General features: G+C 66.7%; 14 protein-coding genes. 4 read left to right on the plus strand and 10 right to left on the minus strand.

The genetic code is table 11. The features are described from left to right. Window positions 1–4 precede the first annotated feature (4 nt). Genes EYE40_RS12115 through EYE40_RS12130 form a run of 4 tightly spaced genes read right to left on the minus strand, consistent with a single transcriptional unit; the run spans window position 5 to window position 2,079 of the window. A complete protein-coding gene (locus tag EYE40_RS12115) occupies window positions 5–364 on the minus strand; it encodes a hypothetical protein (RefSeq protein WP_130982187.1) in 360 nt (119 codons plus the stop codon). 25 nt (window positions 365–389) lie between these two features. Further along, complete coding sequence (locus tag EYE40_RS12120) at window positions 390–806, minus strand: roadblock/LC7 domain-containing protein (protein WP_130982188.1); 417 nt, start codon at window positions 804–806, stop codon at window positions 390–392. Beyond that, complete coding sequence (locus EYE40_RS12125; RefSeq protein ID WP_130982189.1) at window positions 803–1,360, minus strand: GTP-binding protein; 558 nt, start codon at window positions 1,358–1,360, stop codon at window positions 803–805. The genes EYE40_RS12120 and EYE40_RS12125 overlap by 4 nt, the downstream gene beginning before the upstream one ends. Continuing rightward, window positions 1,360–2,079, minus strand: a complete 720-nt coding sequence (locus EYE40_RS12130; RefSeq protein ID WP_130982190.1) for a hypothetical protein — start codon at window positions 2,077–2,079, stop codon at window positions 1,360–1,362. Before EYE40_RS12130 ends, EYE40_RS12125 begins: the two co-directional genes overlap by 1 nt. Window positions 2,080–2,213: 134 nt before the next feature. Between EYE40_RS12130 and EYE40_RS12135 the strand changes: the two genes are divergently transcribed. The 4 genes from EYE40_RS12135 (at window position 2,214) to EYE40_RS12150 (ending at window position 6,415) form a co-directional block, all read left to right on the plus strand. After that, window positions 2,214–3,269 (plus strand): threonine aldolase family protein, encoded by a 1,056-nt coding sequence (locus EYE40_RS12135; RefSeq protein ID WP_130982191.1) that lies wholly within the window; start codon window positions 2,214–2,216, stop codon window positions 3,267–3,269. Further along, the gene (locus EYE40_RS12140; RefSeq protein WP_130982192.1) at window positions 3,266–3,637 is read left to right on the plus strand and encodes a DUF6264 family protein; all 372 of its coding nucleotides are present in this window, start codon (window positions 3,266–3,268) and stop codon (window positions 3,635–3,637) included. Before EYE40_RS12135 ends, EYE40_RS12140 begins: the two co-directional genes overlap by 4 nt. A 21-nt stretch (window positions 3,638–3,658) precedes the next feature. Next, complete coding sequence (locus EYE40_RS12145; RefSeq protein ID WP_130982910.1) at window positions 3,659–5,353, plus strand: long-chain-fatty-acid--CoA ligase; 1,695 nt, start codon at window positions 3,659–3,661, stop codon at window positions 5,351–5,353. A 69-nt stretch (window positions 5,354–5,422) separates the two neighbouring features. Continuing rightward, window positions 5,423–6,415: an LLM class F420-dependent oxidoreductase gene (locus EYE40_RS12150; protein ID WP_130982193.1), complete on the plus strand. Its 993-nt coding sequence runs from the start codon at window positions 5,423–5,425 to the stop codon at window positions 6,413–6,415. A gap of 125 nt (window positions 6,416–6,540) precedes the next feature. On the opposite strand, the gene EYE40_RS12155 is transcribed toward EYE40_RS12150, so the two are convergent. The 6 genes from EYE40_RS12155 to dnaK are packed head-to-tail and all read right to left on the minus strand — an operon-like array spanning window position 6,541 to window position 13,853. Then, window positions 6,541–8,694, minus strand: a complete 2,154-nt coding sequence (locus tag EYE40_RS12155; RefSeq protein WP_130982194.1) for an ATP-dependent Clp protease ATP-binding subunit — start codon at window positions 8,692–8,694, stop codon at window positions 6,541–6,543. Window positions 8,695–8,697: 3 nt separating this feature from the next. Continuing rightward, window positions 8,698–9,843, minus strand: a complete 1,146-nt coding sequence (locus EYE40_RS12160) for a class I SAM-dependent methyltransferase (RefSeq protein ID WP_130982195.1) — start codon at window positions 9,841–9,843, stop codon at window positions 8,698–8,700. Next, window positions 9,836–10,252, minus strand: a complete 417-nt coding sequence (locus EYE40_RS12165) for a heat shock protein transcriptional repressor HspR (protein WP_130982196.1) — start codon at window positions 10,250–10,252, stop codon at window positions 9,836–9,838. Before EYE40_RS12165 ends, EYE40_RS12160 begins: the two co-directional genes overlap by 8 nt. Before the next feature lie 39 nt (window positions 10,253–10,291). Then, on the minus strand, window positions 10,292–11,272 hold the full coding sequence (locus EYE40_RS12170; protein WP_130982197.1) for a DnaJ C-terminal domain-containing protein: 981 nt from the start codon (window positions 11,270–11,272) through the stop codon (window positions 10,292–10,294). An 18-nt stretch (window positions 11,273–11,290) separates the two neighbouring features. After that, window positions 11,291–11,989, minus strand: coding sequence for a nucleotide exchange factor GrpE (locus EYE40_RS12175; RefSeq protein ID WP_130982198.1), 699 nt, complete (start codon window positions 11,987–11,989; stop codon window positions 11,291–11,293). Window position 11,990: 1 nt separating this feature from the next. Then, the gene (gene dnaK / locus EYE40_RS12180) at window positions 11,991–13,853 is read right to left on the minus strand and encodes a molecular chaperone DnaK (protein ID WP_130982199.1); all 1,863 of its coding nucleotides are present in this window, start codon (window positions 13,851–13,853) and stop codon (window positions 11,991–11,993) included. Between the last annotated feature and the right edge of the window lie 74 nt (window positions 13,854–13,927).

Consider the following 13,927-nt stretch of genomic DNA (forward strand, 5'->3'; position numbering starts at 1 on the left):
CTAGTTAGAGGTCGAGCTGGCCATCGATCTCCTTGGCCTTGATGCGGGCGAGCGCCAGGTTCGCCTTCGCGCGATCGAGCACGAAGTAGATGAAGACCTCGGGGGTCTTCGCGAGCGGGCGGATGATGTGGAACTGGCTCGTCAGCGTGATGAGGATGTCATCGATGGTGTCGGTGAGTCCGAGCGACTTGACGGTGCGGAGCTTCGCGCGAACGACCTCCGTGTTGCCGGCGGCGGCGGTCTCAAGGTCGAGACCGGAGCCGGCCTCGCCGAGGAGCATGCCGGTCGAGCTGTCGACGAGGGCGACGAGCATGGCGCCGTCGACCGCGAGCAGGCTTGCGAGTGATTCGTTGATGTTGGACATATTCGGGTGATCCTTTGTTGGTTGGTTAGGGGTGAACTGTGGGGCCCGTAGCGGGCAGGTCGGCCGCGAGTTTCTCGACGCAACGACGCGAAATGGAGAGCGCCTTGCCGAGCGTCTCGTGGGTATCGAACAGTGCGGCGAGGATGAGCGGATGTCCCGGCACACGCAGTTGGAGCACGTGACCCTTTTCGGCGGCGATCACCATGTAACCGCTGGATCCGATGTTGAGCTCCCGGGTCACGGCCTCACTGAGCGCCTGCACCGAGCTGGTCATGCTGCCGAAGCGTCCGCCGTCGATGGTGTTCTCCGGCGCGTGCGCGAGTTCGAAACCGTCATCCGTCACGATCATGGCGAAGACGAGGGAGGGAGCGAGTTCCCGCATGTCGGCGAGAGCGGCCTCGCCGATCTCAATAGAACGGAGCTCTCGGTGGATGGCGGTCACGACTGCACCTCCTCGGGCACGGACCGCGACTCGAGGGTCGCGACGAGGGTGAGCAGCACCGTGGTCATCTGTGCCTTGTTGCGCGGGTCGACACTGAAGACAGGGATCATCGTTCCCGGGTAGGCGGCCGAGATCGCGTCGGCGTATGCGTCGGTATTGGGGGCGCGGACGATGTCACGACGGGAGACGCCGACGACTGCGCTTCCGCTCTCCACGAGCTCCCGGAAGCTCTCGAGGTATTCGAGGGCGACGGCCACGGGGTCGGGGGCGTCGTTGCCCACGAGCAGGATCATCCCCCGCGCGCGCTCCTTGAGGATCGTCCACATGAAGTCGAAGCGCTTCTGGCCAGGAACGCCGTACAGGCGCACCTTCTCGTCGAGCCCGAGCGTGATCTCGCCGTAGTCGAGCGCGACGGTCGTGGTCGCCTTGTCGACGATGTGGCGCTCGGTGTTCGACGCCTCGGTGCTGACCATCTCGATCTCGCTGAGGGTCTGGATCGCCGTGGTCTTGCCGGCACCCATGGGTCCGGAGAAGAGGATGACGTGTTCGGCCATTAGATGAGTCCCAATCTCGCGCGGAGACGGCCGAAGAGGCCGCGCGATCGTTCGGTGGTAGGCACGACGGGAGCGCCGGCCAGGACGGGTGTTTCGCGAAGCAGGCCCATCAGGCCGAGAGCGTTGAGCAGTCGCTGGGCGGCAACCGGCGAGACACCGGCGGCCTGCCCCAGCTCCTGCGCGGTATAGGTGCCCGAACCGAGCAGCGCGGTCATGCGCACGTGGTCGGGGTCGTGCTCAAGAGAGGTGAAGTCGGGCCAGCGGCTGAGCTGGTACCGGCAGTCGTCCGCGAACCACCAGGCCGTTGCATCCGGAAACGCATGGAAGCCCACGTACCAGAGCAGCGTGGAGAGATCGTCGGGCTTCTCGACCAGGAACGGCAGGCGGGCGCCTGGCGCGCGGTAGATGCGCACGTTGGTCATGGTCGCCTCGACCGGGAAGAGGCCGGTGCCGCCGTGCCGCCAGTAGTCCTTGCGGCCCCAGTCGATGACGATGGAGGTGCCGTCGGCGAGGTCGGCGATAACGAGCACGTCGGATGAACCGTGCAGGGGGTGCAGCGCCATGGCGAGGCGCGCCCAGCCGGTCGCGGGGATACCGCCACTGCGGGTGGCCGCGGGCACAACGGTGAAACGCTCGAGCAGTGTCGAGACGTCGTCGGGTGAGATGTCGTAAGTAGAGATGATGTAACCAGTTGTCGTCGCCGGGTGGGTTCCCGGCATTTCGCGTGACGGACACCATCGTTGATCACGCGGAGGACAGACTAAGAGGTCTACGAGAATCGTTTCTATGCTCAGTTGTGGGGTAGACCGCTCAGTCTCGTCTCATTCGGTAGCAATTCCGCGAGAATAGTCCGGTGACCCAACTCCACGACACCAATTACCGGGGCTTCGCCTCAGACAACTATGCAGGGGCCCACCCGGAAGTGCTCGCTGCGATCGCCGAGGCCAATGGCGGCCACCAGGTCGCGTACGGCGAAGACGTCTACACGGCCCGCCTCGGCGAGGTCATGAAGCAGCACTTCGGCGAGAGTGCGGAGGTGTTCCCGGTGTTCAACGGCACCGGTGCGAACGTCACCGCGCTCACCTCGATGCTGCCGCGTTGGGGTGCGGTCGTCGCGACCTCGACCGCGCACATCCACACCGACGAGAACGGTGCGCCCGAGCGCATCAGCGGACTCAAGCTCCTCACCGTCGACACCCCCGATGGCAAGCTGACCCCGGAGCTGATCGACCGCGAGGCGTGGGGCTGGGGCGATGAGCACCGGGCGCAGCCGCTCGCCGTGAGCATCACGCAGACCACCGAGCTCGGCACGCTGTACACGGTCGACGAGATCCGCGCGATCACCGACCACGCGCACTCCCTCGGCATGAAGGTGCACCTGGATGGCGCGCGTATATCCAACGCCGCCGCCGCCCTCGGTGTTCCCCTCCGCGATTTCACGACCGACGCCGGTGTGGACATCCTGAGCTTCGGCGGCACCAAGAACGGTCTGCTGTACGGCGAGGCCGTCGTGGTACTGAACCCCGAGGCATCCGATGGTCTGCTGTTCCTGCGCAAGCTCAACATGCAGCTCGCCTCGAAGATGCGCTTCGTGAGCGCGCAGCTGATCGCACTGCTCACCGACGACCTCTATCTGCGCTCGGCCGGGCACGCCAACGACATGGCCGCGCGGCTGCGCACGGCGCTCGAGGAGGCGGCGCCTCCCGGCCTCGAGTTCACTCGCGAGACCCAGGCGAACGCGGTCTTCGCGATCCTCCCGCCCGGCGTCGCCGACCGACTGCGCGAGTCGTTCCGTTTCTACGACTGGGACCCGGCCACCCGTGAGGTGCGCTGGATGACGGCCTACGACACGACCGAGGGCGACATCGACGCCTTCGTCGCGGCGATCACGGCGGAGCTCGGCCAGTGACCGAGCCCGACTACTACGGCGCGGAGCCGAAACAGCCGCCCCGCACCTGGGACTTCCTGCTCACGTCGGCGCTCATCGTCTTTATGCTCGTGCTCGTTGTCGTGTTCGCCGTATCGTCGCTCGGCTTCGGTTTCCTCAACCAGGAGTGCGCGAGCGCGGCAACGGCCTGCTCGCCTGACCGCGTCGCCCTCGGCCAGCAGATCTGCACCTATGCACCGGGCGCGATCGCCCTGGTCGCTATCGTCTGGTCGCTCATTCGCGTCTTTCGCCGCCGTATCGCCTTCTGGCTCGCCGGGCTCGGCGCGATTCTCATGGTCTGTGCATTTCTGGGCGGCAAACTGCTTATGGACTCGGGCCTTCCTGCCTAGCTTCTACCGAACGGCGACATGATGAACGACTTCAGCGACAGGCCATGGCTCGCGAGCTACGGGGACGACGTGCCCCACGACATCGCGGAGCCCACCGAGACCCTCGTCGACATGATCTGGAACTCAACCCGGCTCTACCGCGACAAGGTCGCCCTCGAGTTCTTCGGCGCGACCACCAGCTACGAGAAGCTGCGCGAGCAGATCGCGTCGGTGGCGAACGGGCTGCGCCAGCTCGGCGTCGGGCACGGTGACCGCGTCGCGATCGTGCTGCCCAACTGCCCCGAGCACATCGTCGCGTTCTACGCGGTGCTGCGCCTCGGCGCCATCGTCGTCGAGCACAACCCGCTGTACACCGAGCGGGAGCTGCGCCACCAGTTCGAGGATCACGGCGCCCGCGTCGCGATCGTCTGGGACAAGGTCGCCGAGCGGGTGCTGGCCTTCCCGTCCGACGTCGGTGTCTCCACCGTCGTTGCGGTCGATGTCACCCGTTCGATGCCGCTCGCCACCCGCACCGCCCTGCGATTGCCCATCGCGCGTGCCCGCGAATCCCGCGCGGCGCTTACCGTCGACCGTCCCGTCGCGGGCGCCGTCGACTGGCGCACCCTCACCGCCTCACGCTACCTGTCCAACGACTACCCGCGGCCCGCCCTCACCGACACAGCCGTGCTGCAGTACACGAGCGGCACAACCGGCAGCCCCAAGGGAGCGATCCTCACCCATTTCAATCTGCGTGCCAACGCGATGCAGGGCGAGGCCTGGGTTCCCGGCCTGCGCCGGGGCGAGGAGGTCTTCTACGGGGTCCTCCCGATGTTTCACGCCTACGGCCTCACTCTCTGCCTGACCTTCGCGATGAGCATCGGGGCGCGGCTGGTGCTCTTCCCGAAGTTCGACGAGAAGCTCGTGCTCGACGCGATGGGCAAGTCACCCGCGACGTTCCTGCCGGCCGTGCCGCCGATCTACGAGCGCCTTGCACGCGCTGCCGCCAAGCGCCACATCAGCCTGAAGGACATCCGATTTGCCATCTCGGGTGCGATGAGCCTGCCCGTCGAGATCGTAGAGACCTGGGAGACCGCGACCGGCGGACTGCTTGTCGAGGGCTACGGCATGACCGAGACGTCGCCCGTCGCGCTCGGCAACCCGATCGGCCCGTCACGCCGACCCGGCACCGTGGGGGTGCCGTTCCCGAGCACGTACATCCGAATCGTCGACCCCGACGCTCCCGGCACTGACCGCGGCTTCAACGAGGAGGGCGAACTCCTCATCCGCGGACCGCAGGTGTTTTCCGGCTACTGGAACCGCCCTACCGAGACCGCCGAGACCTTGCTGCCCGGCGGCTGGCTGCGCTCCGGCGACATCGCCCGCGTCTCGACCGACGGCTTCGTCACCATCGTCGACCGCAAGAAGGAGCTCATCATCACGGGTGGCTTCAACGTCGCGCCGAGCGAGGTCGAGGCGGCGCTGCTGTCCCACCCCTCGGTCGCGGATGCCGCCGTCATCGGCCTCCCCAGCAAGAACGGCGGTGAGGATGTCGCGGCCGTCGTTGTGCTCACTCCGGGCTCGCAGCTCGACGTCGAGGCACTGCGCACGCACTGCCGCACGCTCTTGTCGGCCTACAAGGTGCCCCGCACCATCGTGGAACGCAAGGAACTGCCGCGCTCCCTCATCGGCAAGGTGCTGCGCCGCATCGTTCGCGACGACCTGATCGCTGGTCGCTGAACCTCCGAGCTGGTTGAGTGAGGCGCTCTGGCGCCTATATCGAAACCTGCTCTCGCTAGGCTCGAGCGCATGCGATTCGGACTGTTTGTTCCTCAGGGTTGGCGTCACGATCTGGTCGGCATCGAGCCCGCCGACCAGTGGGAGGCGATGAAGGGCCTCGCCCAGCACGCCGATGCGGGGCCGTGGGAGTCGATCTGGGTCTACGACCACTTCCACACCGTGCCCGTGCCAAGCGACCAGGCCACTCACGAAGCGTGGTCGCTCATGGCGGCGTTCGCGGCGACGACGTCGCGCATCCGCCTTGGCCAGATGTGCACCTGCATGAGCTACCGCAACCCGGCGTACCTCGCCAAGGTCGCGACGACGGTCGACATCATCTCGGGAGGTCGCGCCGAGATGGGCATCGGCGCCGGCTGGTATCAGCACGAGTGGGAAGCGTACGGCTACGGCTTCCCGCGTGCGGGCGAGCGTCTCGCGCGACTCGACGAGGGCGTGCAGATCATGAAGCAGGCGTGGGAGACCGGCACCGCGACGCTAGACGGAGAGCACTACCAGGTCGATGGCGCGCTGTTCTACCCGCAGCCGCTGCAGGTCGGCGGACCCCCGCTGTGGATCGCGGGCGGCGGCGAGAAGGTCACGCTGCGCATCGCCGCGCAGTACGCCGCGTACACGAACTTCGCCGGCAACCCTTCAGAATTTGCCGCGAAGAGCGCCTTGCTGAAGCAGCACTGCATCGATCAGGGCACCTCGTTCGAAGCCATCGTGCGCAGCGCCAACTACAACACGGTCATCGCCGCGACGGAATCCGAGGTGGCCGACCGCCTCGACGCCATCGAGGCACGCGTGCTCCCCTTCCTGGGCGAGGGCGAAACGACCACATTCATGAGCGAATACCGCAGTGGCACGGCTCTCGGTGTCGGCACTCCCGAACAGGTGGTGGAGAAACTCCGCCACATGGAGTCGCTCGGACTGGGTTACGCCATCCACTATTTCCCGGAGGCGGCGTACGACCGCAGCGGTATCGAGCTGTTCGAGCGCGAGGTCGTGCCGGCGCTTGCCTGAGTCGAGACGTTTCACGGCGACTAGACCGCTAACTCTCGGATTGTCCCGAACGTTCCGTTTCGGCGGTTCGAGCCCGCCATGGCGGGCTCATTCCGCCGAAACCGGCTCGAACGTAGAACGAGAAGCTAAACCGACATCCGCGAGACCGCGAGACCGTCGCCGCCGGCCGCGAGCTGCACGAGCACGGTGTCGCCGTCCTCGATGGTGCCCGAGAGGAGCGCTCGGGCGAGGCGGTCGTCGATTTCGCGCTGCATGAGCCGGCGCAGGGGGCGCGCCCCGTAAATCGGGTCGTAGCCGCTCTCGGCGAGCCAGCTGCGCGCATCCGGGGTCACGGCGAGGTCGAGCCTGCGGTCGGCGAGCCTGCGGGAGAGCCGGTCAACGTAGAGCGAGACGATCTGAGCGAGGTCGACCGTGGAGAGCGGCGAGAAGATGACGATGTCGTCGAGACGGTTGATGAACTCGGGCTTGAAGGCCTGGCGCACCAGATTGTTGACGGCGTCGGTCTTCGCCTCCCAGGAGAGCTCGGGGTCGACGAGGTATTGGCTGCCGAGGTTCGACGTGAGGATCAGGATCACGTTGCGGAAGTCCACGGTGCGTCCCTGGCCGTCGGTCAGTCGACCGTCATCCAGCACCTGGAGAAGCAGGTCGAAGACCTCGGGATGCGCCTTCTCGACCTCATCGAGCAGGATCACCGAGTACGGGCGACGGCGTACGGCCTCGGTGAGCTGTCCGCCCTGCTCGTAGCCGATGTATCCGGGAGGGGCGCCGAGCAGCCGGGCGACAGAGTGCTTCTCGCCGTACTCGCTCATGTCGATGCGCACGAGGGCCTTCTCGTCGTCGAACAGGTACTCGGCGAGCGCCTTGGCGAGCTCGGTCTTTCCGACACCGGTGGGCCCGAGGAACATGAACGTCCCGGTCGGGCGATCGGGGTCGGAGATGCCGGCTCGCGTGCGGCGCACGGCCTCGGAGACCGCACCGACGGCGGCCTTCTGGCCGATCAGGCGCTTGCCCAGCTCGGCCTCGAGGTTGAGCAGGCGTTCCGTCTCACCCTGGGTGAGGCGGTCGATCGGAATCCCCGTCCACGCCGCGACCACAGCCGCGATGTCGTCTTCGGTGACCTGGTCGCTCACCATGCGCGGACCGGTCGGCTCCGAGCCCTCAGCGGCGGCGATGGCCGTCTCGATTGCGGGGATCGTCTCGTAGTTGAGCTTCGACGCGTCCTGGTAGCGCTGCTCGCGCATGGCACGGTCGAGGTCGATGCGCGCCTCGTTGAGACGGCCCTTGAGTTCGCCGAGCCCCGTGAGCGACGCCTTCTCGGTCTTCCAGCGTCGCTCGAGCGCGTCGAGGGACTTCTGGCGGGCGGTGAGGTCTTCGCGCAGCTTCTCGAGGCGGGCCTTCGAGGCCGCGTCCTTCTCCTTCTTGAGAGCGAGTTCCTCAATACGCAGTCGGGAGACGGCGCGCTTCAGTTCGTCGATCTCGACCGGCGAGCTGTCGATCTCCATCTTGAGACGGGATGCTGCCTCGTCGACAAGGTCGATCGCCTTGTCCGGCAGCTTGCGAGCGGTGATGTATCGATTGGAGAGGGATGCCGCGGCCACGAGTGCACTGTCGGCGATCGTCACCTTGTGGTGTGCCTCGTAGCGCTCCTTGAGGCCACGTAGGATCGCGATGGAGTCCTCGACGCTGGGCTCGTCAACGAGCACCTGCTGGAACCGGCGCTCGAGGGCGGCATCCTTCTCGATGTACTGGCGGTACTCGTCGAGGGTGGTGGCACCGATGAGGCGCAGTTCGCCGCGCGCGAGCATTGGCTTGAGCATGTTGGCCGCCGCGACGGAGCCGTCGCCGCCGCCCGCACCCATGAGCGAGTGCAGCTCGTCGATGAAGGTGATGATCTCGCCCTCGGCGTCGTTGATCTCCGCGAGCACGGCCTTGAGGCGCTCCTCGAACTCGCCGCGGTACTTCGCGCCCGCGACGAGGGCGGCGAGGTCGAGGGAGATCAGGCGCTTGTTCTTGAGCGAGTCGGCGACGTCGCCGGCCACGATGCGCTGGGCGAGACCCTCGACGACGGCGGTCTTGCCGACGCCGGGCTCGCCGATGAGCACGGGGTTGTTCTTCGTGCGGCGGGTGAGCACCTGGCTGACGCGACGGATCTCGGCGTCGCGGCCGATCACGGGGTCGAGTTTGCCACTGCGGGCGATCTCGGTGAGGTCGACACCGTAGCGCTCGAGGGCGGTGCGCTGGGTCTCATCGGAGCCGGGGGCTCCCTGCATGTTTGCCATGGGTCAGTCCTTTTCATCGGGCTTCGGGTGCCCGTGATCAGAGGTGGGTTTGGTGGAAACGGTCACGGTGAACTTCGCGTTATGGGTCACAAGTTCGGTCGGCCCGACGATGCGGGCCAGGGTCTGGCGGTAGCCAAGGTGCGAGTTGAACACGGTCCAGAGCTCGCCGCCGGGGGCGAGCACGCGGGCGGCATCCGCGAACATGCGGTGCGCGAGGCCGGTGTGCACCACGGCGCCGATGTGGAAGGGCGGGTTGAGCAGGATCAGGTCGGCAGAGTCGTCGGGCTGGCTGACGAGACCGTCATCCCGAACCACAGTGACGCGGTCGCTCAAGCCGTTCGCCTCCATAGTGGCGATGGCGGATGCCACGGCTCCCGCCGACTGGTCACTCGCGATCACGCGCAGCTCGGGTCGCGCGCTCGCGATCGCCGCGGCAAGCACGCCGGTGCCCGCTCCGAGGTCGATCGCGGTGCGAGCGGAGGGTGCTGCCTTCTTCAACACCGATAGCAGCAGGCGCGTGCCGATATCGATGCCGGCTCCGGCGAAGGCCGAACCGTGGGCGGCCACCTGGAGGCCGAGGTCCTTGTGGAACTCCCGCACCGGGAATGCGCTCTCGGCGACCGGCTTCGGCCCGCGCAGGATGAACGCCCGCGACTTCTGCTTCGCGAGGGTCACGTCCAGGGTGTCGAAGTACTTGAGCAGCACCGGATTCATGGTCGGGGTGAGGTGCTTGATGCGGCCGCCCGCGACCACAACGACGGACGGGTCAGCCCAGCGCGCGATGGCCTCAGCGCCCTCCTCGAGTTCGTCGAGCGAGCGCGGCAGCTGCCAGAGCACGAGCTTCGCGCCGCTCAGCAGCGACTCGTCGAGCGGGTGGTTCGTGTAGTGCGCGGGTGCCTCGACGGCGTTCGCGGCGAGTGCGCGTTCGCCGGTCAGGGCGTCCTGGTGCACGCGCACGCCGGTGGCACCGCTTGCGAGGGTCAGGGCGCCGTAGTTGTCGCCGAGCACCACGACGGTGCCGGGTTCGGCCGAAGCGAGCTGCTCGGCCGCCGTCTCGAGGATCAGCCGGTCGCTCGCGTCGTAGGCGAACAAGTTCTCTGCCTCGACGTCGGGCCAGCGGCGCAGGGCCTCAAAATCAAAGTCAGTCATCATGCTTCGGGCGCCATATCTCCAGTTGGTTCTGCTTGCGGCTGCGTGTGCCCGCACGCAGCGAAATCACGTCACCCTCGGTTCCCGCGGCGAAGACGCGGCGACCGGGGCGGTTGAGCAGTTCATCGGCGAGTGCCGTCTCGAGTTCCCGTACCCGGGTCGCGAGCGTGGTCACCTGGTTCTCGAGGTCGAGAACCCGGCGGATTCCCTCGAGGCTCACACCCTCGGCGCTCAGGTGCGCGATCTCGCGCAGCTGGGCGACATCCCGCATCGAATATCGACGCGACTTGCCGGGGGTGCGGCCAGGGCTCACGAGCCCGAGACGGTCGTACTGCCGCAGGGTCTGGGGGTGCATCCCGGCAAGCTCTGCCGCCATCGCGATCGCGAAGACGGGCGAGTGCTCGTCCATGGGTACTCCCTTCGACAGTGAATCAGGATGTTACGAAAACTAGTGCTGCGCCTTCTCGATCAGCTCCGTGCGCGGGTTCTCACCGGGCATCGCGGCTGCGAAGGCCTCGAGGTGTCCCTGCGCCTCGGATGTCAGGTGGCTCGGTACCGCCACCTGCACTGTCGCGAGCAGGTCGCCCACGCCCTTGGCCGTTGTGACACCGCGTCCCTTGACGCGCAGCACGCGGCCACTCGGGGTTCCCGGTGCGACCCGCAGCTTCACGGTCTCGCCGCCGAGTGTCGGCACCTCGATCGTCGCACCGAGAGTCGCCTCCACGAAGGTCACCGGAACGTCGAGACGGAGGTTGAGGCCGTCGCGCTCGAACACCGGGTGCTTGCGCACCGTCACCGTGAGCACGAGGTCGCCGGCCGTTCCGCCGTCGGGGCTGGGTTCACCCTTGCCCTTGAGGCGGATCTTCTGGCCGTCGCTGACACCCGCGGGCACCTTGACGTTGATCGCCTTGCCGCTCGTGGGCTGCAGCTTGATCGTCTCGCCGTTAATGGCGGTGAAGAAGTCGAGGGTGGTGGTCGCCGTGAAGTCGCGACCCGGGGTGGGCCCGCCGGCTCCGCGGAAGCCGCCGCTCGTGGTGCCGAAGCCGCCGCCGCCGAACATGCCGCCGAGGAGATCCTCGAAGCTGCCCGACTGCTGGCCGCGTCCCGCGCCCGCCCCGGTGAACATGCCACCGAAAACGTCCTCGAAACCACCCGGCTGGCCGGGTCGGCCGCCCGCACTGAAGCGAGCGCCCGAACCCATTGCGCGGATCTGGTCGTACTCCTTACGCAGTTCGGGGTCGGCGAGAACGGAATGCGCCTCGCTGATCTCCTTGAAGCGTGCCTCGGCTGTGGCGTCGCCCGGGTTGGAGTCCGGGTGAAACTGTCGCGCGAGCTTGCGATAGGTCTTCTTGAGATCCGCCTCGGAGATGTCCTTCGACACCCCGAGGATCTTGTAGAAGTCCTTATCGAACCAATCCTGGCTGGCCATGCTGTGTCCGGCTCCCGGTTACTCGGGGACCGAGACGGTCACCTTGGCGGCGCGGATGAGGCGCTCGCCGAGCGCGTAGCCGGTCTCGAGCACGTCTGCGACGGTGTTCACCGTGACATCCGCGGAAGGGATCTGAATGACGGCCTCGTGCAGGCTCGGGTCGAACGGCTCACCGGAGACACCGACCTCGCGAACGCCGTAGCGCTCGAAGGTCGCGCGCAGCTTGTTGGCCACGAGGGCTAGCGGGCTGCCCTCGAGGTCACCGTGCTTCTCGGCGCGGCTCAGGTCGTCGATCGCCGGAAGCAGCGAACGGATGACCTCGGCGATGACCGACTCGCGGTTGGCAACCCGGTCGCGTTCCACACGGGTGCGGAAGTTGACCAGCTCGGCCTGCGCGCGCAGCATGTCGGAGCGCATCTCGGCAACGATGTCCGCGGCGGCCTGATCGAGCAGCGCCGCGTCCTCGGCGGAGAGCGTGAGCTCCTCGTCGGGCGCGTCGAGGTCTGTCTCCAGCACCTCGGGCTCCTCTTCCTCGACTACGACGTCTTCGGCGACTACCTCTTCGGCAGGCTCCTCGTCCGTCTCGTGCGAGGACAGGTCGAAGACCGTTGTGGGCTCCTGGTCACCGTCGTCATTGAAATTCTTGCGGCCACGGGGGCCGGAGGACTTGCGGTCCTCCGGCTCCTCGTTGCCGCGCTTCTTCTTGTCGGCGGCCATGTTACTTCTTGGTGTCCGGCTCGTCTTCAACGACCTCTGCGTCGACGATGTCCTCGTCGCTCGCGGCGGGGGCTGCCTCGGGGGCCTCGTCACCGGTGCCGGCAGTCGCGGTCTCGCTCTGCTGGTAGAGAGCCTCACCGATCTTCTGCTGGCTCTCGGCGAGGGTGTCGAAGGCGGCCTTCACGGCTGCCTCGTCGTCCCCGGCGAGCGCGGTCTTCAGCGTGTCGACGTCGGCCTGCACAGAGGTCTTGACGTCTTCGGGCAGCTTGTCGGCATTGTCGAGAAGCAGCTTGTCGGTCGAGTAGGCGAGCTGTTCGGCGGTGTTGCGGACCTCGGCGGTCTCGCGACGCGCCTTGTCCTCTGCCGCGTGCTCCTCACCCTCGCGAACCATGCGCTCGATGTCGTCCTTCGACAGGCTCGAGCCGCCGGTGATCGTGATGGACTGCTCCTTGCCGGTGCCCTTGTCCTTCGCGTGCACCTGCACGATGCCGTTGGCATCGATGTCGAAGGTGACCTCGATCTGCGGGATGCCACGGGGGGCCGGTGCGATTCCCTGCAGTTCGAAGGTACCCAGGTTCTTGTTGTCGCGCGTGAAGTCGCGCTCGCCCTGGAAGACCTGGATCGCCACGGACGGCTGGTTGTCGTCGGCCGTGGTGAAGGTCTCGCTGCGCTTGGTCGGGATAGCCGTGTTGCGCTCGATGAGCTTGGTCATGATGCCACCCTTGGTCTCGATACCGAGGCTCAGGGGGGTGACATCGATGAGCAGAACGTCCTTGCGCTCTCCGCGCAGCACGCCGGCCTGAAGGGCGGCGCCGACGGCGACGACCTCATCCGGGTTGACGCCCTTGTTGGGCTCCTTGCCACCGGTCAGCTTCTTGACGAGTTCGACAACGGCAGGCATGCGGGTCGAGCCACCGACGAGAACGACGTGCGCGACATCCGCCACGCTCACACCGGCCTCTTTGATGACGTCAGTGAACGGCTTGCGGGTGCGCTCGAGAAGATCTTTGGTGAGCTCTTCGAACTTTGCGCGCGTGAGCGTCTCGTCGAGGTTGGCCGGGCCGTTCTCGGTGAGCGAGAGGTAGGGGAGCTGGATGCTCGTGCTCGTCGAGCTCGAGAGTTCCTTCTTCGCCTGCTCGGCGGCTTCCTTGAGGCGCTGCTTGGCGATCTTGTCGTTGGAGACGTCGACGCCGGTGGTCTCCTTGAACTTGGTGATCAGCCAGTCGACGACGCGGCTGTCCCAGTCGTCTCCACCGAGGCGGTTGTCACCGGAGGTTGAGCGCACCTGGATGGTCGAGAAGTCGTCGTCCTTGCCCACTTCGAGCAGCGAGACGTCGAACGTTCCGCCTCCGAGGTCGAAGACCAGGATGAGCTCGTCGGCCTTGCCCTTGTCGAGGCCGTAGGCGAGTGCCGCGGCGGTCGGCTCGTTGATGATGCGCAGCACGTTGAGTCCGGAGATCTCACCGGCGTCCTTCGTGGCCTGGCGCTCGGCGTCGTTGAAGTAGGCGGGGACGGTGATGACCGCGTCGGTGACGGGCTCGCCCAGGTACTGCTCGGCGTCACGCTTGAGCTTGGCGAGGATTCGCGCCGAGATCTCCTGCGGGGTGTACAGCTTGCCGTCGACGTCCGTGGTCCAAGTGGTGCCCATGTGGCGCTTCACGCTGGAGATGGTGCGGTCGACGTTGGTCACGGCCTGGCGCTTGGCCGTCTCGCCGACGAGCACGTCGCCATCCTTGGTGAATGCGACAACGGATGGGGTTGTGCGGAAACCCTCTGCGTTCGCGATGACGGTGGGTTCTCCACCTTCGAGCACGGCCACGACCGAGTTAGTCGTTCCGAGGTCAATACCTACTGCACGAGCCATGAGCTCTTTCTCCTTCTACGAGTTCTGCGCGCTGAGCTGATAGTTGAGCGGCGCTGTATCAAGTTTGTCGATCG

It is taken from the genome of Glaciihabitans arcticus, from assembly GCF_004310685.1.
Classification (GTDB): Bacteria; Actinomycetota; Actinomycetes; order Actinomycetales; family Microbacteriaceae; genus Conyzicola; species Conyzicola arctica.

Excerpts from the sequence above, each read along its gene's own strand:
- EYE40_RS12115 (WP_130982187.1), bottom strand. The coding sequence starts at position 364 with ATGTCCAACATCAACGAATCACTCGCAAGCCTGCTCGCGGTCGACGGC.
- EYE40_RS12125 (WP_130982189.1), bottom strand. The coding sequence starts at position 1,360 with ATGGCCGAACACGTCATCCTCTTCTCCGGACCCATGGGTGCCGGCAAG.
- EYE40_RS12130 (WP_130982190.1), bottom strand. The coding sequence starts at position 2,079 with ATGCCGGGAACCCACCCGGCGACGACAACTGGTTACATCATCTCTACT.
- EYE40_RS12145 (WP_130982910.1), top strand. The coding sequence starts at position 3,659 with ATGAACGACTTCAGCGACAGGCCATGGCTCGCGAGCTACGGGGACGAC.
- EYE40_RS12150 (WP_130982193.1), top strand. The coding sequence starts at position 5,423 with ATGCGATTCGGACTGTTTGTTCCTCAGGGTTGGCGTCACGATCTGGTC.
- EYE40_RS12155 (WP_130982194.1), bottom strand. The coding sequence starts at position 8,694 with ATGGCAAACATGCAGGGAGCCCCCGGCTCCGATGAGACCCAGCGCACC.
- EYE40_RS12160 (WP_130982195.1), bottom strand. The coding sequence starts at position 9,843 with ATGACTGACTTTGATTTTGAGGCCCTGCGCCGCTGGCCCGACGTCGAG.
- EYE40_RS12165 (WP_130982196.1), bottom strand. The coding sequence starts at position 10,252 with ATGGACGAGCACTCGCCCGTCTTCGCGATCGCGATGGCGGCAGAGCTT.
- EYE40_RS12170 (WP_130982197.1), bottom strand. The coding sequence starts at position 11,272 with ATGGCCAGCCAGGATTGGTTCGATAAGGACTTCTACAAGATCCTCGGG.
- EYE40_RS12175 (WP_130982198.1), bottom strand. The coding sequence starts at position 11,989 with ATGGCCGCCGACAAGAAGAAGCGCGGCAACGAGGAGCCGGAGGACCGC.
- dnaK (WP_130982199.1), bottom strand. The coding sequence starts at position 13,853 with ATGGCTCGTGCAGTAGGTATTGACCTCGGAACGACTAACTCGGTCGTG.